This window comes from Pseudomonas monsensis (assembly GCF_014268495.2).
Lineage (GTDB): Bacteria > Pseudomonadota > Gammaproteobacteria > Pseudomonadales > Pseudomonadaceae > Aquipseudomonas > Aquipseudomonas monsensis.
In genome coordinates this window covers 1,188,917-1,214,666 of sequence record NZ_CP077087.1, presented here as the reverse complement: position 1 = coordinate 1,214,666, position 25,750 = coordinate 1,188,917, and the positions used below count along the sequence as shown (strand labels likewise).

General features: G+C 61.1%; 16 protein-coding genes and 1 pseudogene. 8 read left to right on the top strand and 9 right to left on the bottom strand.

Features of this window, described 5'->3' with window-relative positions; all coding sequences use genetic code 11:
• Window positions 1–206: 206 nt before the first annotated feature.
• The 3 genes from HV782_RS05090 to HV782_RS05080 form a co-directional block, all read right to left on the bottom strand.
• Window positions 207–470, bottom strand: a complete 264-nt coding sequence (locus HV782_RS05090) for a hypothetical protein (RefSeq protein WP_186748608.1) — start codon at window positions 468–470, stop codon at window positions 207–209.
• 156 nt (window positions 471–626) lie between these two features.
• Complete coding sequence (locus HV782_RS05085) at window positions 627–1,820, bottom strand: MFS transporter (RefSeq protein WP_186748609.1); 1,194 nt, start codon at window positions 1,818–1,820, stop codon at window positions 627–629.
• 1,514 nt (window positions 1,821–3,334) lie between these two features.
• The gene (locus HV782_RS05080) at window positions 3,335–4,918 is read right to left on the bottom strand and encodes a peptide chain release factor 3 (protein WP_007965665.1); all 1,584 of its coding nucleotides are present in this window, start codon (window positions 4,916–4,918) and stop codon (window positions 3,335–3,337) included.
• Between the two features lie 359 nt (window positions 4,919–5,277).
• Here HV782_RS05080 and HV782_RS05075 point away from each other — a divergent pair, with 359 nt between their 5' ends.
• The 5 genes from HV782_RS05075 to HV782_RS05055 all read left to right on the top strand — a co-directional run bounded on the left by HV782_RS05075 (window position 5,278) and on the right by HV782_RS05055 (window position 10,512).
• A complete protein-coding gene (locus HV782_RS05075; RefSeq protein WP_177490688.1) occupies window positions 5,278–5,967 on the top strand; it encodes an ABC transporter permease in 690 nt (229 codons plus the stop codon).
• A gap of 21 nt (window positions 5,968–5,988) precedes the next feature.
• Window positions 5,989–6,894 (top strand): glycine betaine ABC transporter substrate-binding protein, encoded by a 906-nt coding sequence (locus HV782_RS05070; RefSeq protein WP_186746255.1) that lies wholly within the window; start codon window positions 5,989–5,991, stop codon window positions 6,892–6,894.
• A 12-nt stretch (window positions 6,895–6,906) separates the two neighbouring features.
• Window positions 6,907–7,560 carry an ABC transporter permease gene (locus tag HV782_RS05065; protein ID WP_007965673.1) on the top strand — a complete coding sequence of 218 codons (654 nt, stop codon included), beginning with the start codon at window positions 6,907–6,909 and terminating at the stop codon, window positions 7,558–7,560.
• Window positions 7,557–8,714 carry an osmoprotectant ABC transporter ATP-binding protein OsmV gene (locus HV782_RS05060; protein ID WP_034154441.1) on the top strand — a complete coding sequence of 386 codons (1,158 nt, stop codon included), beginning with the start codon at window positions 7,557–7,559 and terminating at the stop codon, window positions 8,712–8,714. Before HV782_RS05065 ends, HV782_RS05060 begins: the two co-directional genes overlap by 4 nt.
• 634 nt (window positions 8,715–9,348) lie before the next feature.
• Entirely contained in the window at window positions 9,349–10,512 is a 1,164-nt protein-coding gene (locus HV782_RS05055) for a type III PLP-dependent enzyme (protein ID WP_007915304.1), read from the top strand.
• A 299-nt stretch (window positions 10,513–10,811) separates the two neighbouring features.
• Here HV782_RS05055 and HV782_RS05050 read toward each other — a convergent pair whose 3' ends face one another.
• Entirely contained in the window at window positions 10,812–11,567 is a 756-nt protein-coding gene (locus HV782_RS05050; RefSeq protein ID WP_186746258.1) for a tetratricopeptide repeat protein, read from the bottom strand.
• A complete protein-coding gene (locus tag HV782_RS05045; RefSeq protein ID WP_186746260.1) occupies window positions 11,564–12,244 on the bottom strand; it encodes a Fe2+-dependent dioxygenase in 681 nt (226 codons plus the stop codon). Before HV782_RS05045 ends, HV782_RS05050 begins: the two co-directional genes overlap by 4 nt.
• Window positions 12,245–12,451: 207 nt before the next feature.
• Between HV782_RS05045 and HV782_RS05040 the strand changes: the two genes are divergently transcribed.
• From HV782_RS05040 to HV782_RS05030, 3 genes and pseudogenes are all read left to right on the top strand, one after another.
• Window positions 12,452–14,767 (top strand): TonB-dependent receptor, encoded by a 2,316-nt coding sequence (locus tag HV782_RS05040; RefSeq protein WP_186746262.1) that lies wholly within the window; start codon window positions 12,452–12,454, stop codon window positions 14,765–14,767.
• 235 nt (window positions 14,768–15,002) lie between these two features.
• Window positions 15,003–17,531: a PepSY domain-containing protein gene (locus HV782_RS05035; RefSeq protein WP_186746264.1), complete on the top strand. Its 2,529-nt coding sequence runs from the start codon at window positions 15,003–15,005 to the stop codon at window positions 17,529–17,531.
• 499 nt (window positions 17,532–18,030) lie between these two features.
• Window positions 18,031–18,396 (top strand): annotated as a pseudogene (locus tag HV782_RS05030) (endonuclease domain-containing protein); the annotation flags it as partial.
• A gap of 86 nt (window positions 18,397–18,482) precedes the next feature.
• Here the strand turns inward: HV782_RS05030 and HV782_RS05025 are convergent.
• From HV782_RS05025 to ptsP, 4 genes are all read right to left on the bottom strand, one after another.
• Window positions 18,483–20,024: an alkaline phosphatase D family protein gene (locus HV782_RS05025; RefSeq protein WP_186746266.1), complete on the bottom strand. Its 1,542-nt coding sequence runs from the start codon at window positions 20,022–20,024 to the stop codon at window positions 18,483–18,485.
• Window positions 20,025–20,188: 164 nt separating this feature from the next.
• Entirely contained in the window at window positions 20,189–21,922 is a 1,734-nt protein-coding gene (locus tag HV782_RS05020) for a PTS fructose-like transporter subunit IIB (protein WP_186746268.1), read from the bottom strand.
• A gap of 11 nt (window positions 21,923–21,933) precedes the next feature.
• Window positions 21,934–22,875 carry a 1-phosphofructokinase gene (gene pfkB / locus HV782_RS05015; RefSeq protein WP_186746270.1) on the bottom strand — a complete coding sequence of 314 codons (942 nt, stop codon included), beginning with the start codon at window positions 22,873–22,875 and terminating at the stop codon, window positions 21,934–21,936.
• Entirely contained in the window at window positions 22,875–25,736 is a 2,862-nt protein-coding gene (ptsP, locus tag HV782_RS05010; RefSeq protein ID WP_123464564.1) for a phosphoenolpyruvate--protein phosphotransferase, read from the bottom strand. The genes pfkB and ptsP overlap by 1 nt, the downstream gene beginning before the upstream one ends.
• Between the last annotated feature and the right edge of the window lie 14 nt (window positions 25,737–25,750).

The window sequence follows — 25,750 nt, the reverse complement described above, 5'->3', positions numbered from 1 at the left end:
CGGAGAGCGATACAAAACACTGTGGGAGCGAGCTTGCTCGCGAAGGCGTTGGATCATTCAACATAGATGTCGCCTGATACACCGCTTTCGCGAGCAAGCTCGCTCCCACAGGGATCGCATTTCAAACAGAGTGACGTGTTAACCAAACCCCTTCCGTCTCGATTGCGCATCAGTCGAGGCAGAAGGGGTTTTCTTTTGCCTGCGGTTTACGTCTGGCTGTCGCCTTCGTCGTCCGGACCATCAGATTCCGGATCATCGGTAGTCGAGTCGTCGTCATCGTCGCTGCCACCCTGCCCCTGATCGCCCGGCTCGGATTCAGACTTGGCGAGCATCAAGCCGCTGTGCCCGACCTGGCCGTTAAAGGCCTGGGAATCGTGATCCTCGCACTCGGCCCAGGCCGTCGCGGTGCCGAGGGACAGCATGACCATCACTTTCAACAGCAATAAAACCCGTAGCAATCTGCTTTTCATAGCCGACTCCATCCTTTTTCAGGTGAGACATGCGTGCCTGACTGGCGCTGTGTGAAATCTAGTTCCGATCCATCGGGTTCACCAGATAGGACGCCGACGGGCAGGCAGAAATGCCCTGCGCAGACAGACAGGTTTCGAATAACGTCTATCGCGGGATCAGCTAAGCGGACGGGTCGCTTGCCACGTCAAGGGAATCGACATCAGTACCAACACGGTGCTGCTCAGCCAGACACTGTGGCCGCCGAACTGACCGTACAACTGAGCGCTGAGCACCGGCGACAACAACGCGCTGGCACTCCAGCTCATAAAGAACAGGCCAAAGTACTGACCGCTTTTGCCACTCTGGGCAAACTGCATCACCAGCACATTCAGCGGCGGCATGAACAACGCTTCACCCAAAGTCCAGATCAGCGTCGACAGACAGACGAACGCCAGTCCGGAACCGAACGGCAACATGCCCAAGCCGCCGGCCAGCAACAAACTCCCTGCGAGCATTTGCCACCGCGTCCCCCAACGCTCGCCGCAGTGCGACAGGGGAATCTGCAGCGCGATCACCAGCAACGCATTGAGCCCGAACTGCCAGCCGATCGCCTCCGTACTCAACTGGTAGTAATCGCGCAGATAGTTACCCAGCGTGCTGTAAACCGTGTCGAAGGCGATGCCGAGCACGGCCGTCGCTGCCAGCAACCACAGGAACGGTTTGTCACGAAACGGCCCACCCGCCCCACCTGTACCGCTCGTGGATGGCTCGTCATTGATCAGCACCGGCCGCTGCCACGTGGTGCGAACAAACCACAGTAACGCCAGCAACGTCATCGCCGCACTGCCAAAAAATACCCAGCGAAAATCCGTCTGCGCCAACACCCCTCCCGCCACCCCCGCGGCGGCCATGCCGAGGTTGCGCGCAACGTGACTCAAAGCCTGCGCACGCGAACGCTGCGCCACTTCGCAATATTCCATGATCAGGCGCTGATGCAGCGTGCGAATGGCGCCATCAATGGCTCCGCTGAGCAACAGCAATGCCGCGAGCAACGGCACTTGCGTCACCAGCCCCAGCAGAATCAACACCCACACCGAAACAAAGAACAACGTCGCGGTCAGCCGCGCTGTACGCACATGATCACTGAGCCAGCCACCGAGCATCGAACCGACCAGCAACCCCGCACCATACGCCGACAGCAACCAGCCCACGGTCTCAATCGCCAGCCCCAACTCCTGACGCAGGTACAACGCCATGAACAGCTTGACCATGCTACTCAGGCGATTGATGAACAGCAGCGCACCGAGCACCCAGGCCATCACACCGAAATAACTGCCGAGGCGCAGCAGGTGAGTCAGTCGACTCGTCATTCCATTGACCTCTCAAAGCGACGTGCGTGGAGCTGGAACACTAACGATCAGCATGCCGTTTGTCGCGTTCGAGAACATCGAGATCACAAAAACGGAGCCGAAGATCAAAAACCCCTCACCCTAACCCTCTCCCGGAGGGAGAGGGGACTGACCGCGGTGTTTGGGCGAACTACGCCGACGTGCGATACCGCGTTGAACTCAGGTTCTGAAAAGCAAACAAATCGGCCTCTCACCCTCCCAGAGAGAGGGACTGACCGAGGCGCGTGGAGCTGGAACACTAACGATCAGCATGCCGTTTGTCGCGTTCGAGAACATCGAGATCACAAAAACGGAGCCGAAGATCAAAAGCCCCTCACCCTAACCCTCTCCCGGAGGGAGAGGGACTGACCGCGGTGTTTGGGCGAACTACGCCGACGTGCGATACCGCGTTGAACTCAGGCTCTGAAAAGCAAACAAATCGGCCTCTCACCCTCCCAGAGAGAGGGACTGACCGAGGCGCGTGGAGCTGGAACACTAACGATCAGCATGCCGTTTGTCGCGTTCGAGAACATCGAGATCACAAAAACGGAGCCGAAGATCAAAAGCCCCTCACCCTAACCCTCTCCCGGAGGGAGAGGGGACTGACCGCGGTGTTTGGGCGAACTACGCCGACGTGCGATACCGAGTCGAACTCAGGTTCTGAAAAGCAAACAAATCGGCCTCTCACCCTCCCAGAGAGAGGGGCTGACCGAGGCGCGTGGAGCTGGAACACTAACGATCAGCATGTCGTTTGTCGCGTTCGAGAACATCGAGATCACAAAAACGGAGTCGAAGATCAAAAGCCCCTCACCCTAACCCTCTCCCGGAGGGAGAGGGGACTGACCGCGGTGTTTGGGCGAACTACGCCGACGTGCGATACCGCGTTGAACTCAGGTTCTGAAAAGCAAACAAATCGGCCTCTCACCCTCCCAGAGAGAGGGGCTGATCGCGGTGTTTGAGAGAGCTACGCCGCCGTGCGATACCGAGTCGAACTCAGATTTTGAAAAACCCACAAATCGGCTCCCTCTCCTTCGGGAGAGGGCTGGGGTGAGGGGCAAGAGCACCACAAATCCAAAGCCGAATACCCGTGCTCTTCACCACTCAATAGGCCGAGTGTCAGCTCGCCTGCTTTTGATCTTGATCCACGGGCGACATCGGAAGGCTGAGTGGAGGGATTGATCCGGGCGTGGGAGCGCAGCGACCGTTTGGCGCAGCCAAACACAGCGGGAGTAGGTGCAGCGAAGCAAACCGGAGACGCTGCGCCCGGATCGATCCCGCAGCGAAGGAACCCCGAGCCCCAGCGAGCGGGCCGCACGTAGGAGCAAGCGTTTTTTTGCTTACTTTTTTTAGGCGTTTGTAAAAAAAGTGAGTCGCCGTAAGGGCGAAACCGTAATCAGCAACACCCGCAGAAACGGATACACCCCCAAACCCACCAAGCAAAAAAAAGCCCCCTAGGCACACACCGAGGGGGCTTTTCGAACAAACCAGCTCAACGCTTAATGATGCTCACGCGTCGCCCGGAACTTCACATCCGGCCAGCGCTCTTCCATCAACGCCAGGTTAACCCGCGTCGGCGCAAGGTAGGTCAGATGCCCACCACCATCCAACGCCAGGTTTTCCACAGCCTTGTTGGAAAACTCCTCAAGCTTCTTCTTGTCGCTGCATTCAATCCAGCGCGCAGAGTAAACAGTGATCGGCTCATAAGAGCACTCAACCTTGTATTCCTCCTTCAAACGACTGGCGACCACATCGAACTGCAGCACACCCACGGCGCCAAGAATGATGTCGTTGCTGCGTTCCGGGAAGAACACCTGCGTTGCGCCTTCTTCAGCCAGCTGTTGCAGACCCTGACGCAGTTGCTTGGACTTCAGCGGATCACGCAGACGCACACGACGGAACAGTTCCGGGGCGAAGTGCGGGATACCGGTGAAACCGAGGACTTCACCTTCGCTGAAGGTGTCGCCAATCTGGATCGTGCCGTGGTTGTGCAGACCGATGATGTCGCCGGCGTACGCCTCTTCCAACTGTTCACGCTCGGAGGAGAAGAACGTCAGGGCATCGCCGATGCGCACGTCCTTGCCGGTACGCACGTGGCGCATCTTCATGCCTTTTTCGTACTTGCCCGAGCAGATACGCATGAAGGCGATGCGGTCGCGGTGTTTCGGGTCCATGTTCGCCTGGATCTTGAAGATGAAGCCCGAGAACTTCTCTTCCACCGGCTCCACGGTGCGTTCGTTGGCGACACGGGCCAGCGGACGCGGTGCCCAGTCAACGACGGCATCGAGCACGTGGTCGACACCAAAGTTGCCCAGTGCAGTACCGAAGAACACCGGGGTCAGTTGACCGTCGAGGAACTCCTGCTGGTTGAACTCGTGGCAGGCGCCCTGCACCAGTTCCAGTTGTTCGAGGAAACGCTCGTACTCATCGCCCAGGTGCGCACGCGCTTCATCGGAGTCGAGTTTCTCGATGATCTTGGTTTCGGTGCGTTCGTGACCATGACCAGCGGTGTAGACAATGATGTAGTCGTCGGCGAGGTGGTACACGCCCTTGAAGTCGCGGTAGCAACCGATCGGCCAGGTGATCGGCGCTGCCTTGATCTTCAGCACGGCTTCGATTTCGTCGAGCAGTTCGATCGGGTCGCGGATGTCGCGGTCGAGTTTGTTGATGAAGCTGACGATCGGCGTGTCACGCAGACGGCAGACGTCCATCAGGGCGATGGTCCGTGGCTCTACACCTTTACCGCCGTCGAGAACCATCAATGCCGAGTCGACCGCCGTCAGGGTGCGGTAGGTGTCTTCGGAGAAGTCTTCGTGGCCCGGGGTGTCGAGCAGGTTGATCATGTGTTCGCGATACGGGAACTGCATGACCGACGTGGTAATGGAAATACCCCGTTGTTTCTCCATCTCCATCCAGTCGGATGTCGCATGGCGATCGGATTTACGGGATTTCACCGTACCGGCCACCGCAATCGCCTTGCCCATCAACAGGAGCTTTTCGGTGATCGTGGTTTTACCGGCATCGGGGTGGGAAATAATGGCGAAAGTGCGGCGTTTCGCGACTTCGGCGGCCTGGTTGGTCATGGGAAATCGCCTGGCGGTGATTCAAAAAAGGGCCGCGATTATAGCCCAACTCGATGCAATAACCGAACCGTTGAGCACATTAAGGGTGGCCAAATGCTGTCTCAGATGGGAACCTTTTAAAGCACGGAGACGTCCATCCCCTGTTACGACATTTCGTCAGGGGCTGAAAAATCAGCAAGTTAGCCTGACGAGGCTGCGCTCATGGCTCGCTTTCAGACCGCTTTTTGCCGGTGCTGAGGGAGCTGCTTCTCGCGAACGTTTATTCCCGGCAGCCAAGGCTTGGCATGCCACTCGGGAGAGCGTTCGCCGACTACAAAAAAAGGAGTCCGCCTGTGGCTATCCGCTATGGCAAAGGGCTGATGGGAGGTGCGGTGGTGATCGCGCTCCTGGCCCTGCTGATCCACTGGATCGGCATCAACACGATCGAACACTACCGCGACGATTTGTTGTTTTACCTGCAAGCTCATCTGATTCTCGTCCTCGCTTCAATGCTGGCCGCCCTGGTCGTGGGCATCCCCGCCGGCATCTTCCTCAGTCGCCCGACCATGGTCGGCCGCGCTGAACGCTTCATGCAGATCTTCAATATCGGTAACACCGTGCCACCGCTGGCCGTACTGGCGATTGCCCTGGGGATTCTCGGCATCGGCAGTGGTCCGGCGATCTTCGCTTTGTTCCTCGCCTCCCTGTTGCCGATCGTGCGCAACACCTATGAAGGCCTGAAAAACGTCCAGGGCTCGCTGAAAGAAGCCGCCGTCGGCATCGGCATGACCCCGCGCCAGGTGCTGTGGAAAGTCGAATTGCCCAACGCCGTGCCGATCATCGTCGGTGGTGTGCGTGTCGCGCTGGCAATCAACGTCGGCACCGCGCCATTGGCGTTCCTGATCGGTGCCAACAGCCTCGGCAGCCTGATCTTCCCCGGCATCGCCCTGAACAATCAGCCGCAACTGCTGCTCGGCGCCGCGTGCACCGCGCTGCTGGCCCTGCTGCTCGATGGCGTCGTCACCCTCGCCAGCCGACTCTGGCTGGAACGCGGTTTGCGCCCGTCTTAAGGCTCTTGCGAAGGAATATTTATGAAACGACTTAGCTTGATCTTAGGCCTGATCCTGAGTAGTGCCCTGCTGTTCGCAGGAATCGCGCAAGCCGCTGAAAAACCGGTAATCCGTCTCGGCGCCCGGGTATTCACCGAGCAGACCCTGCTCGCGGAAATCACCGCGCAATACCTGCGCAGCAAAGGTTACGACGCGCAGATCACCGGTGGTCTGGGCAGCAACCTCGCCCGCAGCGCCCACGAAAGCGGGCAACTGGACATGCTCTGGGAATACACCGGCGTGTCGCTGGTGGCCTACAACCATGTCACCGAAAAACTCGACAGCGAACAGTCCTACGCCCGGGTGAAAGAACTCGACGCGAAAAAAGGCCTGGTCTGGCTGACCCCGTCGAAATTCAGCAACACCTACGCCCTCGCCCTGCCGAAAAAAGTCGCCGAGGAGTACCCGCAGATCAACAACATCAGCCAGTTGAACGAGGTGTTGCAGGCTGAAGCCAAGACCAACCATCTGGTGGCGCTGGACACCGAGTTCGCAAACCGCTCTGACGGTCTGGACGGCATGGTCAAGCTCTACGGCATGAACCTGACCCGCAAGAATATCCGCCAGATGGACGCGGGGCTGGTCTACACCGCATTGCGTAACGGGCAAGTGTTTGCCGGTCTGGTCTACACCACTGACGGTCGCCTCAACGCGTTCGGCCTGAAACTGCTGGAAGACGACAAGCACTATTTCCCCGACTACACCGCCGCGCCGGTGGTGCGTCAGGCGTATCTGGACGCGCACCCGCAACTGGCCGAGCAACTCAAGCCACTGGCGGAGCTGTTCGACGACGAAACCATGCGCCAGCTCAACGCGCGGGTCGATGTCGATCACGAGAGCCCGTCGAAAGTCGCCGCGGATTTCCTGCGCCAGCATCCACTCAACTAAGGAGGAAAAGTCATGGAATTTCTGAACGCCTTTTCCCACCTCGACTGGCAGCAGGTGATGCACCTGACCTGGCAGCACATCACTCTGGTCGGCATCGCGGTGACGCTGGCGATCCTCATCGGCGTGCCGCTGGGGATCCTGATGACGCGTTTCCCGAGCCTCGCCGGTCCCTTGCAGGCCAGCGCCACGGTGCTGTTGACCGTGCCGTCGATTGCCCTGTTCGGCCTGCTGCTGCCGTTCTACTCCAAGTTCGGCCAGGGTCTGGGGCCGATGCCGGCCATCACCGCGGTGTTCCTCTATTCGCTGCTGCCGATCATGCGCAACACCTACCTCGCCCTGACCGGCGTCGAACCGGGCATCCGTGAAGCCGCACGCGGCATCGGCATGACTTTCGGCCAGCGCCTGCGCATGGTCGAGCTGCCGATTGCGGTACCGGTGATCCTCGCCGGCGTGCGCACCGCCGTGGTGATGAACATCGGCGTGATGACCATCGCCGCGACCATCGGCGCCGGTGGCCTCGGCGTGTTGATCCTCGCCTCTATCAGCCGCAGCGACATGTCGATGCTCATCGTCGGCGCGCTGTTGGTCAGTCTTCTGGCGATCTTCGCCGACCTTCTCCTGCAGTGGCTGCAACGTACGCTGACTCCAAAAGGACTCCTCAAATGATCGAACTTCAAAACCTCAGCAAGACCTTCCAAAGCAACGGCAAAGATGTCAAAGCCGTGGACTCGGTAAGCCTGACCGTCAATGAAGGCGAAATCTGTGTGTTCCTCGGGCCATCGGGTTGCGGCAAAAGCACCACGCTGAAGATGATCAACCGCCTGATCAAACCGACCTCGGGCAAGATCCTGATCAACGGCGAAGACACCACCGACCTCGACGAAGTGACCCTGCGTCGCAACATCGGTTACGTGATCCAGCAGATCGGTCTGTTCCCGAACATGACCATCGAAGAGAACATCGTCGTCGTGCCGAAGCTGCTCGGCTGGGACAAACAGAAATGCCACGACCGCGCCCGCGAGTTGATGAGCATGATCAAGCTCGAACCCAAGCAGTATCTGCATCGCTACCCGCGTGAACTGTCCGGCGGCCAGCAACAGCGCATCGGCGTGATCCGCGCATTGGCGGCGGATGCGCCGCTGTTGCTGATGGACGAGCCGTTCGGTGCGGTCGACCCGATCAACCGCGAAATGATCCAGAACGAGTTCTTCGAGATGCAACGGGCGCTGAACAAGACCGTGATCATGGTCAGCCACGACATCGACGAAGCGATCAAGCTGGGCGACAAGATCGCGATTTTCCGCGCCGGCAAACTGCTGCAGATTGATCACCCGGACACCCTGCTCGCGCATCCGGCGGACGATTTCGTCAGCAACTTCGTCGGCCAGGACAGCACGCTCAAGCGTCTGTTGTTGGTGAAGGCAGAAGATGCGGCGGACAACGCGCCGTCGGTGAGCCCGGAAACCCCGGTGGCCGATGCCCTGGAATTGATGGACGAGCATGACCGCCGCTACGTGGTCGTCACCTGTGCCGAGAACAAGGCGCTGGGCTATGTGCGTCGTCGCGACCTGCACCGCCAGACCGGCACCTGTGCGCAATTCCTGCGCGAGTTCAACGCCACGGCGGCGTACGACGAGCATTTGCGCATCCTGTTGTCGCGGATGTACGAGTTCAACCGTTCGTGGCTGCCGGTGATGGATGCCGAGCGAGTGTTCCTCGGTGAGGTCACGCAGGAGTCGATTGCGGCTTATCTGAGCTCGGGGCGCTCGCGCGGGATGAAGACCAGTATCGTCTCGCCTGCTGAAGCGGTAGTCGCCTAAAAAATACACAACCTGTGGGAGCGAGCTTGCTCGCGAAAGCGGAATATCAGTCAACAACGATGTCGACTGTGAAAATGCCTTCGCGAGCAAGCTCGCTCCCACAGGATCCGGGTGATTTTTTCTTCACTCATCAGGCGGAAAAGAATCTCAACACCGAATAAGCCCACAGCCTGTCTAAAGCGACCTGCGAAACAGCCAAAATCCCTCTCACACCCCCCTCTCGCCGCCAACGTCGCCGATGTTGCGCCCATCACACTTACCCACGACTTAGCCGACAAAAGCCGCGAACGTGCAGGTATTTTTAACACTTGAAAATTCTCGGGGAACATCTGTCCGTCATCTCGGTCGGCTACAAAGAGTGATGAACGCGACGCACGTCAGAAGCGTGCAAAAACGCGACATTTTTAGTTGATCTCACGCCCCTCACGCCCTAAAGTTCGCGCCGAACGTCCATGCTGGAAACGATCCATCCGGCTCAAGTACTGACGACGAGACAGCAAGGCCAAGGGCAACGCCCCATGGCCTTTTTGCTTTCGGCGACATGCCTTGGGAAGTAGGCGAACCAAAGTGGGGATACGGAGGACGTTCATTTGCACCCATTGTTTAACTTAGTTTGCCAGTAGGAGTTCCCAGCATGTCGATCCAGGTCGAAGACTATTTCGCGCGCGCTACATTCGACAAAATGAAGGCGTTCGCCGACAAACAGGAAACCCCGTTCGTGGTGATCGACACCGCGATGATCGCCCAGGCCTACGATGACCTGCGTGCCGGTTTCGAATTCGCCAAGGTCTACTACGCGGTCAAGGCCAACCCGGCCGTCGAGATCATCGACCTGCTCAAAGAAAAAGGTTCGAGCTTCGACATCGCCTCGATCTATGAGCTGGACAAGGTGATGGATCGTGGCGTCAGCCCGGACCGTATCAGCTACGGCAACACCATCAAGAAATCCAAGGACATCCGCTACTTCTACGAGAAGGGCGTGCGTCTGTTCTCCACCGACTCCGAAGCCGACCTGCGCAACATCGCCAAGGCTGCACCGGGTTCGAAAGTCTATGTGCGCATCCTCACCGAAGGCTCGACCACGGCTGACTGGCCGCTGTCGCGCAAATTCGGCTGCCAGACCGACATGGCCATGGACCTGCTGATCCTCGCCCGCGACCTCGGCCTGGTGCCGTACGGCATCTCGTTCCACGTCGGTTCGCAGCAACGCGACATCAGCGTCTGGGACGCAGCGATCGCCAAGGTCAAAGTGATCTTCGAGCGTCTGAAAGAAGAAGACGGCATCCACCTGAAGCTGATCAACATGGGCGGCGGCTTCCCGGCCAACTACATCACCCGCACCAACAGCCTGGAAACCTACGCCGAAGAAATCATCCGCTTCCTGAAGGAAGACTTCGGTGATGACCTGCCGGAAATCATTCTCGAGCCGGGCCGTTCGCTGATCGCCAACGCCGGCATCCTGGTCAGCGAAGTGGTATTGGTTGCACGCAAGTCGCGCACTGCCGTCGAGCGCTGGGTCTACACCGATGTGGGCAAGTTCTCCGGCCTGATCGAAACCATGGACGAAGCGATCAAGTTCCCGATCTGGACCGAGAAAAAAGGCGAGATGGAAGAAGTGGTGATCGCCGGCCCAACTTGCGACAGCGCCGACATCATGTACGAAAACTACAAGTACGGCCTGCCGCTGAACCTGGCAATCGGTGATCGTCTGTACTGGCTGTCGACCGGTGCGTACACCACCAGTTACAGCGCGGTTGAGTTCAATGGTTTTCCGCCGTTGAAGTCGTTCTACGTGTAAGAGCAGCTGCGCGTTTCAAGCTGCTAGCGGCAAGTGAAAAGCCCATGACGTGTCATGGGCTTTTTTGTGTCTGTGCGTTCGGCTTGAAGTTTTGCGGGGTACTTGAGACCGAGGCCCCTCACCCCAGCCCTCTCCCAAGGGAGAGGGAGCCGACCGAGGTGTAGCACGTCATGCACTGACCGCAAAGACCGCGTCGATTATGGATTCGGTAAAGCACATTCAGGTCGGCGCACCTCTCAAGCATTCCCCAATCAGTCCCCTCTCCCTCCGGGAGAGGGTTAGGGTGAGGGCTTGCGAATTCAGACGCGCTGCAACTCTGCATATCGAATCGCGAACTGCGCAGCCATCCCTTGGATTCTGGGATCGGGCGCACTCGACAGTGTTTGACTCGCCACCCGCAGAAAATTCAGATTGCCGCCGGCCAAGGCTTTCTCAAGCCAATCGAGCGCCTCATCAATCCGCCCTTCCCCCGCCAACACCGCCGCGAAACTGAACTGCCCGCGAAAATCCCCGCCCTCAGCCGAACGTCGATACCACTCACGTGCCGCAGCAGGATCCGCCGGGCACACCTGCCCTTCTTCCAGATATCGCCCCAGCAGATTCATTGATTTCGCATGGCCCCATTCAGCCGCGCGCCGATACAGCGCCAGCGCCTGCAGATGGTCCACCGCCACCCCACGCCCGGTCGCCAACAGATTGGCCAGGTTGTACATCGCCCAATCCAGCCCGGCATTCGCTGCGATCCGATAATGCTGCGCCGCAATTGCCGCATCCGCCGCACAGCCCCAACCGTGCTCGTGGCAGCGCCCGAGCATGTTGCGCGCCATCAGGTGACCTTGCCCGGCAGCGATGCCGAACCAGCGCAGTGCCAGCGGTTGATCCTGGGCGATGCCCTGACCGTCGAGCAGGATTTGCCCGAGCAATGCCTGCGCCTCAACTTCACCCTCACCCGCCGCCAGCAAAATCGCCTGCGCGGCACGGGCCGGGCTTTCTTCGAGCATGGCGCTGAGTTGCGCAGCGTCGAGGACTTCCTCGCGGCGGAGTTGAAAACTCATACCTCGACCCAGCGCCGCAGCAGGTTGTGATACGTGCCGGTAAGGCGGATCAACGCAGGGTGATCAGGCATGTCCCGGGTCAGTTGCTGGATCGCCCCGTCCATCTCTAACAGCAACGCACGCTGACTGTCTTCGCGCACCAGGCTTTGCGTCCAGAAGAACGAGGCATAGCGTGCGCCACGCGTGACGGCATTGACCTTGTGCAGGCTGGTGCCGGGGTACAACACCATGTCGCCGGCCGGCAACTTCACCCGTTGCGTGCCGAAAGTGTCCTGAATCTCCAGCTCGCCGCCGTCGTAATCCTCAGGCTCGCTGAAGAACAGCGTGGCCGACAGATCGGTGCGCACCCGTTCGATGCTGCCCTTGGGCTGGCGCACGGCGTTGTCGATGTGGAAATCGAAACTGCCGCCGGCCGTGTAACAGTTCACTAACGGCGGGAAGACTTTGTGCGGCAACGCGGCGGACATGAACAGTGGGTTTTTCCACAACCGCTCCAGCATCGCCGCGCCGATTTCCTTGGCCAGCGGATGACCTTCGGGCAGTTGCAGATTGTGCTTCGCCTTGGCCGACTGGAAGCCGGCGGTAATCTTGCCATCAGCCCAATCGGCCTGCTCCAGCGCCTCGCGGATACGCTGCACTTCGTCTTTCGCGAACAGTCCGGGGATGTGCAGCAGCATGGCAATGTCACCTGATGGCAAAGAGGCGGCAATGGTATTGATTCTTATTGACTGTGTAAAACCCGAGAGACGAATGAACTGGCAAAAACCGTAAGGTTAAATTGTAAAGAATGTAAATTCAGTGCGAATAACAATGTTTCGCAATTGATACGAATACCTGTTTACCCTATATTCCGCCGCCTCAAATCCTTGGGGAGGGGAATAAAAATGGCACGTCAACACGCACAATTACCGGTCAGTTCACCACGTCTGCTCGCCTCTGCAATCGGTGTGGCAATCACCGCCGGCTCCGCTGGTCACATGGTGTTCGCCGCAGAAAAAACCGACAGCAAAGCCACCGGCAATGCCATCGCCCTGGACGCCACCTCGATCACGGGCGAAGCCCAGGATTCGACGTCCTACCAGGTCGAGAAAGCCTCCTCGCCCAAGTACACCGCACCGCTGGTCGACACGCCGCGCTCGGTCACCGTCATCCCGCAACAAGTCCTGAAAGACACCGGCGCGCTGAACATGCAGGACGCCCTGCGCACCGTGCCGGGCATCACCTTCGGCGCCGGTGAAGGCGGCAACCCGCAGGGCGATCGCCCGTTCATTCGCGGCTTTGACGCCCAAGGCGACACCTACCTCGACGGCGTGCGCGATACCGGTTCGCAGAGCCGCGAGATCTTCGCCGTGGAAAACATCGAAGTCAGCAAGGGCCCGAACTCTGCCATTGGCGGTCGCGGCGCGGCGGGCGGCAGCATCAACCTGGTGAGCAAGAAAGCGCACCTGGGCAATTCGTTCGACGGCGGCTTCACCTGGGGCTCCGACCAGACCCAGCGCTACACCCTCGACGGCAACTACCAGTTCAGCGACACCGCTGCTGGCCGGCTGAACCTGATGAGCCACGAAAGCAACGTCGCCGGTCGCGACAAGGTCGACTACGACCGCTGGGGCATCGCCCCGTCGCTGGCGTTCGGTCTGGGCACCGACACCCGCGTCAACCTCGATTACTACCACCTCGAAAGCAATGACACCCCGGATTCGGGCATCCCGTACACCATCCCGGCTGGCGGTTCGGCTGCACGCACCAAGTCCAACCCGGACAAGCCATACGCCGGTGGCGATCACAGCAACTTCTACGGTCTGGATCGCGACTTCCGCAAGGGCCGCACCGACACCGCGACCTTCGCCATCGAGCATGACCTGAGCGATTCGCTGACCATCAAGAACACCCTGCGCCACGGCACCAGCATGCAGGATTACATCCTCACCCAGCCGGACGACAGCAAGGGCAACGTCAACAATGGCAGCCTCTGGCGTCGGGCGAATACCCGGGTGAGCAACACCGAGACCACCACCAACCAGACTGACCTGTTCGGTAACTTCTACGTCGCCGGCTTCAAGAACAGCTTCTCCACCGGCGTCGAATACACCCGAGAGGAAAGTCAGAAGTCTTCATACAACGTCAATACTGACACTACGCCGCGCACCAGCGCCGCGACCAGCAACTGCACCCCGTCGATGATCGGCGCGTCCAGCGGCTACAACTGCACCTCGCTGTCGAACCCGAACCCGAACGATCCGTGGAACGGCGCGATCTCGCGCAACTACGCCGGCACCGACACCCAGGCCAACACTTACGCGCTGTATGTGTTCGATACGCTGGAGTTGAACGAGCAGTGGCTGGTGAACATGGGCCTGCGTTACGACCACTTCGACACCGACTACAAAACCTACAACGCTGCCGGCACCACCACGTCCAAGGGCGATGACACCAGCGAGTTCGTCACCGGTCAGTTCGGCGTCGTCTACAAGCCTGCGGAAAACGGCAGCATCTACGCCTCCTATGCCACCTCCGCCACGCCACCGGGCAACACCCTGGGCGAAGGCCAGGAAGGCAACCCGCTGGGCGGCACCACGGATCGCAGCGGCAACCTGCTGAGCAGCGACATGGAGCCGGAAACCACCAAGAACTATGAAATCGGCACCAAGTGGGATCTGCTCAATGATCGCCTGTCGCTGACGGCCGACATCTTCCGCACCGAGAAAGAGAACGCTCGCGTACAAGTCGACACCAGCTCGTACGAGAACGCCGGCAAGACCCGCGTGCAAGGTATCGAGCTGTCGGCCAGCGGCAAAATCACTGACAAGTGGCAAGTGTTCGCCGGCTACGCGTTCATGGACAGCGAACAAGTCGACGGCGGCCCGATGGGCAAGGCCAACGATGGCAACGAACTGCCGAACACGCCGAAAAACAGCGCCAGCCTGTGGACCACTTATCAGGTCACGCCGAAGCTGACCCTCGGGGGCGGCGCGTTCTACGTCGACGACGTGTACGGCAGCGTGGCCAACACCACGATGGTCGATTCGTATGTACGTTATGACGCGATGGCCGCCTACAAGCTGACCAAGAACGTCGACCTGCAACTCAACGTGCAGAACCTGACCAACGAAACCTATTACGACAAAGCCTTCTCGACTCACTTCGCCAACCAGGCGGCGGGGCGTACGGCGCTGTTGAGCACCAACTTCCACTTCTAAGCAAGGTGGAACCTGTGGGAGCGAGCTTGCTCGCCAAAGCGCTGGGTCAGTCAGCCTTCATGTCACTGACAGATTGCATTCGCGAGCAAGCTCGCTCCCACAGGTGATGTGATCAAAAGGCTTGGCCCCGTTCATTCCATTGAACGGGGCTTTTGTGCGTAATAAAGAACGCTTCTCGATAACCCACGGCATAATGCGCGCCGTGAAAACAACTTTCGAACGGACGACGAGTGACGTGTTGAAGAAAACCCTGTTCCAGTTGCACTGGTTTTTTGGCATCACCGCAGGCCTGGTACTGGCGCTGATGGGCATCACCGGCGCGGCCTATTCGTTTCAGGACGAAATCCTGCGGGCGCTGAACCCTTCCGTGCTGCAGGTGGAAAAACACGTTGCCGGCGTCCTGCCGCCCGTTGAACTGGTCGAGCGCATCGAAGCCACGTCCGGCAAGAAAGTCTCGATGCTCTGGGTCGAAACCGACAGCGGCAACGCAGCCAAAGTGTTCTTCACCCCGCCCAAAGGCGAGCGGCGTGGCGAGATGCGCTACTTCGATCCGTACACCGGCGAGTTCATGGGCAATGCCGTCGGCCAGGATTTCTTTGGCCTGATGCTGCAACTGCACCGTTTCCTCGCCATGGGCGACACCGGGCGTAACATCACCGGCGCCTGCACCCTGATCCTGTTGTTCTTCTGCCTCTCCGGCCTGTACCTGCGCTGGCCGCGCCAGTGGAACAGCTGGCGCGTGTGGCTGACCCTCGACTGGCAGAAAAAGGGCCGCGCCTTCAACTGGGATCTGCATTCGGTGGCCGGCACCTGGTGCTTGCTGGTCTATCTGCTACTGGCGCTGACCGGGTTGTCGTGGTCGTACGAGTGGTACAACAAAGGCCTGACCAAATTACTCTCCGACGCGCCGCAGAACGAGCGCGTGCGCGGTGGTCGCGGCCCGGCACCGGACGGCCCGGCACCGACCGCCGATTACGCGGCGATGTGGAGCAGCATCTACAGCGCCGCCGGCCCGGGCCTGGCCGCCTACAACATCCGCATGCCGGCCGTCGCGGGCCAGCCAGCGACCGTGTTCTATCTGCTCGACAGCTCGCCGCACGATCGCGCGCTGAACCAGATCACCCTCGACCCGGCCACCGGCGTGGTCAAACGCGTCGACCGCTACGCCGACAAGAGCTTCAAGGCACAACTGCTGACCAGCATTTACGCGCTGCACGTCGGTAGCTATTTCGGCCTCGTCGGGCGAATCATCATCACCCTCGCTGCCGTGTGCATGCCGCTGTTTTTCATCACTGGCTGGCTGCTGTATCTGGATCGCCGCCGCAAGAAAAAACAGATCCAGGACGCGCGCCAAGGCCTCGCCCAACCGACCGGCGATGGCTCGCCGTGGCTGATCGGCTTCGCCAGCCAGAGCGGTTTCGCCGAACAACTGGCGTGGCAGACCGCCGGTCAACTGCAGGCGGCGGGATTGCCGGCGAAGGTGCTGCCGCTGGCGAATGTCAGCCAGCAGGATCTGCGCGAATCGCCCCATGCGCTGTTCGTCGTCAGCACCTTTGGCGATGGCGAAGCACCGGACAGCGCCCGTGGGTTTGAACGCAAGGTTCTGCGCAACGCCGCGAATCTTGATGGGCTGAACTACGCCGTACTGGGTCTGGGTGACCGCCAGTACGCGCACTTCTGCGGCTTCGCCCGACGCCTGCATCAATGGCTGAGCGAGCAAGGCGGCAAGACTTTGTTCGCCCCGGTCGAAGTCGACAGCGGCGACCCCTACGCCCTGCGTCACTGGCAGACTCAGCTCGGCCTGATCACCGGACAAGCGCCGGTCGACACCTGGCAGGCGCCGAGCTACGAAAACTGGACGCTGGTGCGCCGCGAACTGATGAACCCCGACAGCAGCGGCTCACCGGTCTACCTGCTGGGCCTGAGCGCACCGAGCACCAGCAGTTGGCTGGCCGGCGATCTGGTGGAAGTGCTGCCGCGCAATTGTGCATGGGCGGTCGAGCATTTCCTCGACGGTCTCGGCATTCGTGGCGAAACCCGAGTGAAGATCAATGGCCTCGAAGAGCCGCTGGACGTCGCCCTCGCCTCGCGCCAGTTGCCTGAACATCGCGCACATCTGGTCGGCCTGCACGCCCAGGCGCTGGTCGATGCCATGGTGCCGCTGGCCATGCGTGAATACTCGATTGCCTCGATTGCCGCCGACGGTGTGCTGGAGCTGATCGTGCGCCAGGAACAGCATGCCGATGGCCGCCTTGGCATCGGTTCCGGCTGGCTGACCGAGCATGCCCCGGTGGGCGGCAGCATCAGTTTGCGCGTACGTCGCAACAGCGGTTTCCATCTGCCGAACGCGCCGGTGCCGATGATTCTGCTCGGCAACGGCACCGGACTCGCCGGGCTGCGCAGCTTGCTCAAGGCGCGGATTGCCGACGGTCAACAGCGCCAGTGGCTGCTGTTTGGCGAGCGCAATCGCGAACACGATTTCCTCTGCCGGGCAGAGCTGGAAGAGTGGTTGATCAATGGCGATCTGGCGCGACTGGACCTGGCGTTTTCCCGGGATCAGGCGCAGAAGATCTATGTGCAGGATCGCCTGCGCGAATCCGCTGACGAACTGAAAAAATGGCTGGCCGAGGGTGCGGTGATCTACATCTGCGGCAGCCTGCAGGGCATGGCCTCCGGCGTCGATCAAGTGCTCAACGACGTATTGGGTGCAGCCGAAGTCGAGCGGCTGATCGAACAAGGCCGCTACCGCCGCGACGTGTACTGACACAACCAAAGAACCCCTCACCCTAACCCTCTCCCGGAGGGAGAGGGGACTGACTGGGGGATGCCTGATAAATACGCCGACCCGAGGTGCTTTACCGAATCCATAATCGACTCGGTCGTTCAGGTCGATGAACAACTCGACACAACTCCGTAGGCCCCCTCTCCCGGAGGGAGAGGGGGCTGATCGCGGGATGCTGTAGCAATACACCGGCCTTAAAGTACTTCACCGAATCCATAATCGACCCGGTCGTTCAGGTCGATGTACAACTCGACACAACTCCGTAGGCCCCCTCTCCCGGAGGGAGAGGGGGCTGATTGGGGGATGCCTGATAAACACGCCGACCCGAAGGTGCTTCACCGAATCCATAATCGACTCGGTCGTTCAGGTCGATGAACAACTCGACACAACTCCGTAGGCTCCCTCTCCCTCCGGGAGAGGGCTGGGGTGAGGGGCCTCGGCTACAGTGAGATTTCCAGCCACTTCACAAGGATCGTGAAGCATGCAAAATCGCCTCACTCTCGCTCAGTTTGCCCGCCAGTTACGCGCCAACCAAACCAACTGCGAACAATTGATTTGGCAAAAGCTTCGGTCACGGCAGATCGCCAATCTGAAATTCCGCAGGCAGTTTCCGTATCCACCCTACGTCCTGGATTTTTACTGCGTAGAGCTGAAGCTGGCGATTGAGCTGGATGGGGGTCAACACTATGAAACGGCGGGCCTGATCCACGATCAACGTCGGACGCTTTTTCTGGAACGTCAGGGCATTGAAGTTATGCGGTTCAGTAATCTTGAAGTGATGCAGCAGATGGAAGATGTACTGGAGCAAATCACGAGAATGGCGACGAATAAAAAATGCCCTCCCCCTAACCCTCCCGAAACGTCGGTCGGCCCCCTCACCCTCCGGGCGGTCCGAGGTTTCGGGAGAGCTGGGGTGAGGGTAGTTTTTGATCTTCAAACCGGCTGCAATTTCTGCTCGAACACCGCGACCCCATTCAAATCCCGCAATACCACACTCATCTCCCCGCTCTGCCCCTCAATGTTCACCTCGCCAAAAAACTGAAATCCGGCGAACGGTGACATGTTCTGCGCCGTAGGTGCTTTCTGGAACACCACTTCAGGACCAAAGGTTTTATCCAGCGGATTGGGACCGAAGCTCCCGGCATTCAGCGGTCCGGCGACAAACTCCCAGAACGGCTCGAAATCCTGAAATGCCGCGCGATCCGGATGGTAATGATGCGCCGCGCAGTAATGCACGTCGGCGGTGAGGAAAACGAAATTGCGCACTTGCTGCGCCCGCAGAAAACCGAGTAATTCGGCGACTTCCAGTTCACGCCCCTGAGCCGGGCCGGGGTCACCGTTGGCCACCGCCTCCCAGCGCGCCACGCCCGGGCTGACTTCACCGTCCGGCACACCGAGGCCGATCGGCATGTCGGCGGCGATCACCTTCCACTGCGCCTTGGAGCGCTGCAGCCCACGCTTGAGCCAGTCCAGTTGCTCACGCCCCAGAAACGGCTTGGCCGCGCCGAGATTGTCGTCGTTGGCGCCGCGATAGCTGCGCATGTCGAGCACGAACACATCGAGCATCGGCCCGTAGCTGAGCTTGCGATAAATCCGCCCGCCGCCATCGGCCGCCTGCAGACGCATCGGCGAATATTCCAGCCAGGCCTTGCGCGCACGGCCGACCAGGGTGTGGATATCTTTCTCTTGATAACGCTCGTCGAGCTGCTTGCCCGGCGACCAGTTGTTGACCACTTCGTGGTCGTCCCACTGCCAGATCTGCGGCACTTCGGCGTTGAAGCGACGGACGTTTTCGTCCATCAGGTTGTAGCGGTAATTGCCACGATAGTCGTCCAGCGTCTGCGCGACTTTGCTCTTGGCTTCGGTGGTGAGGTTGCGCCAGATGCGCCCACCCTCGGTGGTCAGTTGCGCCGGCACCGGGCCGTCGGCGTAGATGGTGTCGCCGCTGTGGATAAAAAAGTCCGGCAGGCGCAGGCGCATGGATTCGTAGATGCGCATGCCGCCGATGTCCGGGTTGATGCCGAAGCCCTGGCCGACGGTGTCACCGCTCCACACGAAACGGATGTTGCGCCGCGCCGTCGGTGCGCTGCGCAAGTGGCCGAGCCACGGTTCGCTGGCGACGCCGGTTTGCGCGTCCTTGAAATACACCCGATAGAAAATCGCCTGATCGGCGGGCAACCCGCTCAGTTCGACCCGGGCGGTGAAGTCAGTGCGCGCATCGGCCAGCGCCGAGATCACCCGGCGCGGGTGGCGAAACTGGCTACGGGTGTCCCACTCGACCACCATTCGCGCCGGACGGTCGCTGCGGCTCCAGATCATCGCGCGGTCGCCCTGCAGGTCGCCGGACTGCACGCCGTCCGTCAGTTGCGGCCGATCCTTGACCGACGCGATCACCGCTGGCGCCAGCCCCGGCATCAGCAGACCGGCACCGACCACTTGCATGACCCGCCGACGACCGAGATTGAAATCGCTCATGGAGTTCTCCCTGAAAAAAGGAAAACTTAAGCACGGCTGTATGACTCCGCCATGACACCTGCTCTTGTAGGAGTGAGCCTGCTCGCGATGGCGGTGTGTCGGTCAACATTGATGTCTTGGACAGAGTGCTATCGCGAGCAGGCTCACGCTTACTGAGATCGGTGTCAGGCTTTGGCGGGTTCCATCGCCAGCTCGGCCGATTCCGGGCGCTTGACCGTCGCATAGACCACAGCGGTCAGCAGGCTCCCCGCCACAATCGCCAGCAGATACAGCAACGCATGGTTGATCGCATTCGGGATCGCCAGCACAAACAGACCACCGTGTGGCGCCATCAGTTTGCAGCCGAAGTACATCGACAGTGCGCCAGTCAACGCACCGCCGGCAATGCTCGCCGGAATCACCCGCAGCGGGTCCTTGGCGGCAAACGGAATCGCCCCTTCGGAGATAAAGCACAGCCCCAGCACCAGCGCCGCTTTACCCGCCTCGCGCTCGGTCTGGGCGAACTTGCGGCGGGCGATGAAGGTGGCGATGCCGAGGCCAATCGGCGGCACCATCCCGGCGGCCATGGTCGCGGCCATCGGCGCGTAACTCTGCGACGCCAGCAACCCCACCGAGAACGCATACGCCGCCTTGTTGATCGGCCCGCCGAGGTCAACGCACATCATGCCGCCGAGCAGCACGCCAAGCAGAATCGCGTTGGTGGTGCCCATGCTGTCGAGGAAATGCGTCAGCGCCGCTAGCATGCCGGCGACCGGTTTGCCGACCACGTAGATCATCACCAGCCCGGTAAACAGGCTGGCGAACAGCGGGATGATCAGAATCGGTTTCAGCGCTTCAAGGCTCTGCGGCAAGGCGACGTAGCGACTGATGGCCTTGGCCGCATAACCGGCGATGAACCCGGCGACGATGCCGCCGATGAACCCTGCCCCCAACGTACTGGCGAGCAAGCCACCGATCATCCCCGGCGCCAGGCCCGGACGATCCGCGATCGAGTAGGCGATGTAGCCGGCAAGCAGCGGCACCATCAGCTTGAACGCGGTCTCGCCGCCGATCTGCATCAGTGCCGCCGCCAGCGTGCCTTCTTCCTTGAATGCAGTGATGCCGAAGACGAACGACAAGGCGATCATCAAACCACCGGCCACCACCATCGGCAGCATGAACGACACGCCGGTCAGCAGGTGTTTGTAGACCCCGGTTCTCTCTTGCTTGGCCCGGGCCTTGCCGTCACTCGCGGTGCTTTCCACCTGACCTTCGGCCAAGGCTTTTTTCAGCGTGGCTTCGGACTGCTTCAAGGCAATCCCGGTGCCGCAACGGTAGATTTTCTTGCCGGCGAAACGCTCGGTGGCGACTTCGATGTCCGCCGCCAGCAGCACCACGTCGGCCTCGGCAATCGCCGTGGCGCCGAGCGGGGTTTTCGCGCCGACAGAGCCTTGGGTTTCGACGTGCAGCTCATAGCCCAGACGCTTGGCGGTTTGCTGCAACGCCTCGGCGGCCATGAAGGTGTGGGCGACGCCGGTCGGGCAGGCAGTGATCGCGACGATGCGCGGTGCACGCGGCGCAGCGACAGCCGGCGCCGCCTCTGCAGCGACATACACTTCAGCCTCTTCAGCGCCACGACGCAGCACCGCTTCGACATCCTGCAGCGCTTGCGCCGGGGCAATGCGGAACACGCGCTTGCCGACGAAACGAGTCATGTCGATGTCGCCGGTGGCCACCAGCAACACCCATTCTGCCGCTTCGATGGTCGCCGCCGACAATTCACGCTCCGGGTGCGCCGCATCGACCACTTCAACACTGGTGCTCCAGCCTTGGCGCTGCGCGGCGGCATCGAGCAAACGCGCACACAGCACACTGGTGACCATGCCGTTCGGGCAAGCCGTAACAATGGCTAATTTCATGACAAACCCTCTTATTGTTCTGTCAGGGGACGCACGCGCACGCCCTGTTCGAGCGGCGTCAATTGCGCCACATCGTCGATGCCGAAGCCGATCTGCGTCACCGCCAGTGCGGCAATCGCCGTGGCTGTACGCAGGGTTTGCTCGGGTGTGTGGGCGTTGAGCAACCCGTGGAGCATGCCGGCCAACAGCGAATCGCCGGCGCCGACGGTGCTGGCGACCGTGACCTTCGGTGGCGTCGCGTGCAGCGCCGAGCCGACGCTGAACCAGTTCACACCGTCAGCACCGTGGGAAATCACCACATGCTCGATGCCTTGGGCGTGTAAACCTGCAGCCGCCAGCGCCTCTGCTTCGTGGGACACCACCTCGCAACCGAGCGCATCGGCGAGTTCTTCCGTGTTCGGCTTGATCAGCCACGGACTGGCCTGCAACGCCGTGCGCAACGCTTCGCCGCTGGTGTCGAGGGCGACTTTCAGGCCGAGCTGATTCAGCCGTTCGATCAACTCACGCAACCATTGCGCGCTCACGCCACGAGGCAGACTGCCGGCGACCACCACCGCGTCATGACCCGGCGCGATCTGCACCAGACGTTCGAGCAACGCCTGCTGCGCCGCCGCGTCCACCACCGGTCCCGGACCGTTGATGTCGGTGATGCGGCCGTCGTGCTCGGCGACTTTGATATTGCTGCGGGTTTCACCTGGCACGCGGATGAACGCGTCGACAAAGCCGCGTCTGGCGAACAGGGTTTCAAACGCTTGCAGATTGTCTTCGCCGAGAAAACCGCTGACCGTCAATTGATGCCCCAGGTCAGCCAGCACCTGGGCGACGTTCACACCTTTGCCGGCGGCGTGGGTGTGCATCTCGTCGCTGCGGTTGACCTGACCGGCCTCCAGGCGTGACAACTCGACCGTAAGGTCCAGCGCCGGGTTGAGGGTCAGGGTGAGAATCTTGGCCATTACAGGGCCTCCACTAATGCACGCACTTCATTCGCGCTGCCCACGGTGAGGGCATGTTGAGCAAGGGTTTGCGCCTGGGTCAGGCTGAGTTCGCGGATGCACGCCTTCACCTCGGCGATGCTGCGCCCGGACACGCTCAGCTCATCGACGCCGAGGCCGACCAGTACCGGCACCGCCAGCGGGTCCGCCGCCAATTCGCCGCAGACGCCGACCCATTTGCCGTGGGCATGGGCCGCGCGCACGGTGATGTCGATCAATTGCAGCACCGCCGGATGCAAGCCATCGGCCTGGGCCGAGAGTGTCGGGTGACCACGGTCGATGGCCAGGGTGTATTGCGTCAGGTCGTTGGTGCCGACGCTGAAGAAGTCCACTTCTTTCGCCAGCACCGGCGCCAGCAAGGCAGCGGACGGCACTTCGATCATGATCCCCAATTGCAGGTCGGCAACCGGGATTTCCAGGCGCAGACGCTCGGTCATGTCGCGGGCCTGACGCCATTCTTCGACGCTGCCGACCATCGGGAACATGATGCGCAACGGCCGGTTGTCCGCCGAACGCAACAAGGCGCGCAGTTGCGCCTCCATGACCTGCGGACGCTGCAACGTGAGGCGAATGCCGCGCACACCGAGGAACGGGTTTTCTTCCTTGGCGATCGGCCAATACGGCAGCGGTTTGTCGCCGCCGACGTCCAGCGTACGCACCACCAGCGGTCGCCCGGCGAGGCCGTCGAGGACGCGGCGGTACTCGGCTTCCTGAGTCGCTTCGTCCGGCGCCTGCGGGTGGGCCATGAAAATCAGTTCGGTGCGCAGCAGGCCGATGCCTTCGGCGCCCTGCTCCACCGCTGCGGTGACCCCGGCGCTTTCGCCGATATTGGCGAACACTTCCACGGCGTGACCGTCGATGGTGTGCGCCGGTTGATGACGCTGTTCGGCCGCGATCTTCAGACGTTGCTCGCGGGTGTCGCGTTCTTCGGCAGCGCGTTGCAGGGTCGCGGCATCGGCGTCGACGTGCAGGCGACCGCGCTGGCCGTCGAGCAGCAACGGCGTGCCCGGTTTGAGCAACAACACCGCAGCGCCGGCACCCACCAGTGCCGGGATGCCCAAGGCACGGGCGACGATGGCGCTGTGCGCGGTGGCACCGCCGCGAGCGGTGAGAATCCCCGCCACACGCGCCGGATCGAGTCGCGCCACATCCGACGGGCCGACTTCGTCCATCACCAGAATGTACGGTTGCTCCGGCTCGCTCGCCGTTTGCACGCCACACAGTTGCGCCAGTACCCGGCGACCGATGTCGCGCAGATCCGCCGCCCGCTCGGCGAGCAGGGCATCCTGCAGCGACTCCTGTTGTCTGGCCGCCGCTTCGATCACCGCCATCCACGCCGCTTCGGCGCTTTCGCCTTGCTTGAGGCGAGTGTCGACTTCGTCGGTCAGTTCCGGGTCGTCGAGCATCTCCTGATGAGTGATGAAAATCTCGCGAATGGCCTTGGCCTTGCTGCGTTCGATCAGGCCCTGGATGTCAGTTCTTACGTCACTCAGGGCTTGCTTGAGACGCTCGCGCTCGACGGCGGCGGACTCACCGCGCAACGGGTAATCAATGGCTTGCTGCACCTGAATGTGCGCCGGGCCGATGGCGATGCCCGGTGCCGCCGGGATCGCTTGCAATTGAGCGCCGGACGCCGGCGCGATCAGCACTTCAGCGATATCGGCAATGACTTCGCGTTGCTGGCTCACCGCTGGCAACGGTTCGACTTCTTCACCCAGACCTTCTTCGATCGCGGCCAACAGGGCCGGCAAGGCATCGGCGGCGATGCTCGGCTCGGCGATCAACTCCAGCACCTGACCGCGCCGGGCACCGAGGCTGAGCAACTTGCTCAGGCTCTTCACCGACACGGCACTGTCCTGGCTGTCGACGATGCGCACGCGAATCTCGCCATCGAAACTCTTCGCCAGTTGCGCGAGGATCTTCGCCGGGCGCGCATGCAAACCGTGGGCGTTGGCCAGCGCGATACGGGCGCTCGGCCAGTCGGCCGGCAGTTCGCCGCCGAGCACTTCGAGGACCTTGCGGCTGCTGGTGGCGCGGCCCAGTTCATGGCCGCGACCTTCAATCAACAACGCGCACAGACGCTCGAGCAAGGCCTGATGGGCTTCACCGAGACTGGCCAGGCAGAACAGCCCGCTGAGCGGCTGACCGAGGTAACGCATCGGTTTGTCCGGAGTGACGAACGCCAAGCCAGGGCGCTTCACGGTTTGCTCGCTGTGCAGCCACCACAAGCCATCGCCCAGCGGCAGCGCTTCGACTTGCTGCAATACGCCGGCAAAGCCATTGCTCACGCAATCGGCCTGACGCAGCAGACGTGCGCCACGCCAGACCAGTTCTTCGAAATCGTCTGCCGACACACCGAGGCCGATCATCTGTGCATCGAGCGCCAGTTCCTGCGGCGCGCCTTGCAGCAGTTTCAGCAGCGCTTCGGGCGAGCTGGCGCGCCGCAGCGCCTGGCCCAGATCGGTCTCGCCGAGCGCACGGGTCAGCAGTTGCAGCAGGCGCAGGTGTTCGTCGGATTTGGCGGCGATGCCGATCGCCAGATAAACGATTTGCCCATCGCCCCAATCCACACCCTCGGGAAACTGCATCAGGCGCACGCCGGTGGCGAATACCTGATCACGGGTTTGCGGGGTGCCGTGGGGGATGGCAATACCTTGACCGAGAAAGGTCGAGCCCTGGGCTTCCCGTGCCTGCAGCCCGGCGAGGTAGCCGTCGGCGACCAGACCATCGGCGACCAGGTGATTGGCGAGCAATTGCAGGGCGGCGGGTTTATCCACAGCCGATTGGCCCATGGATATCTGCTCTATAGTGAGCTCGAGCATGCGATCTCCTTTTT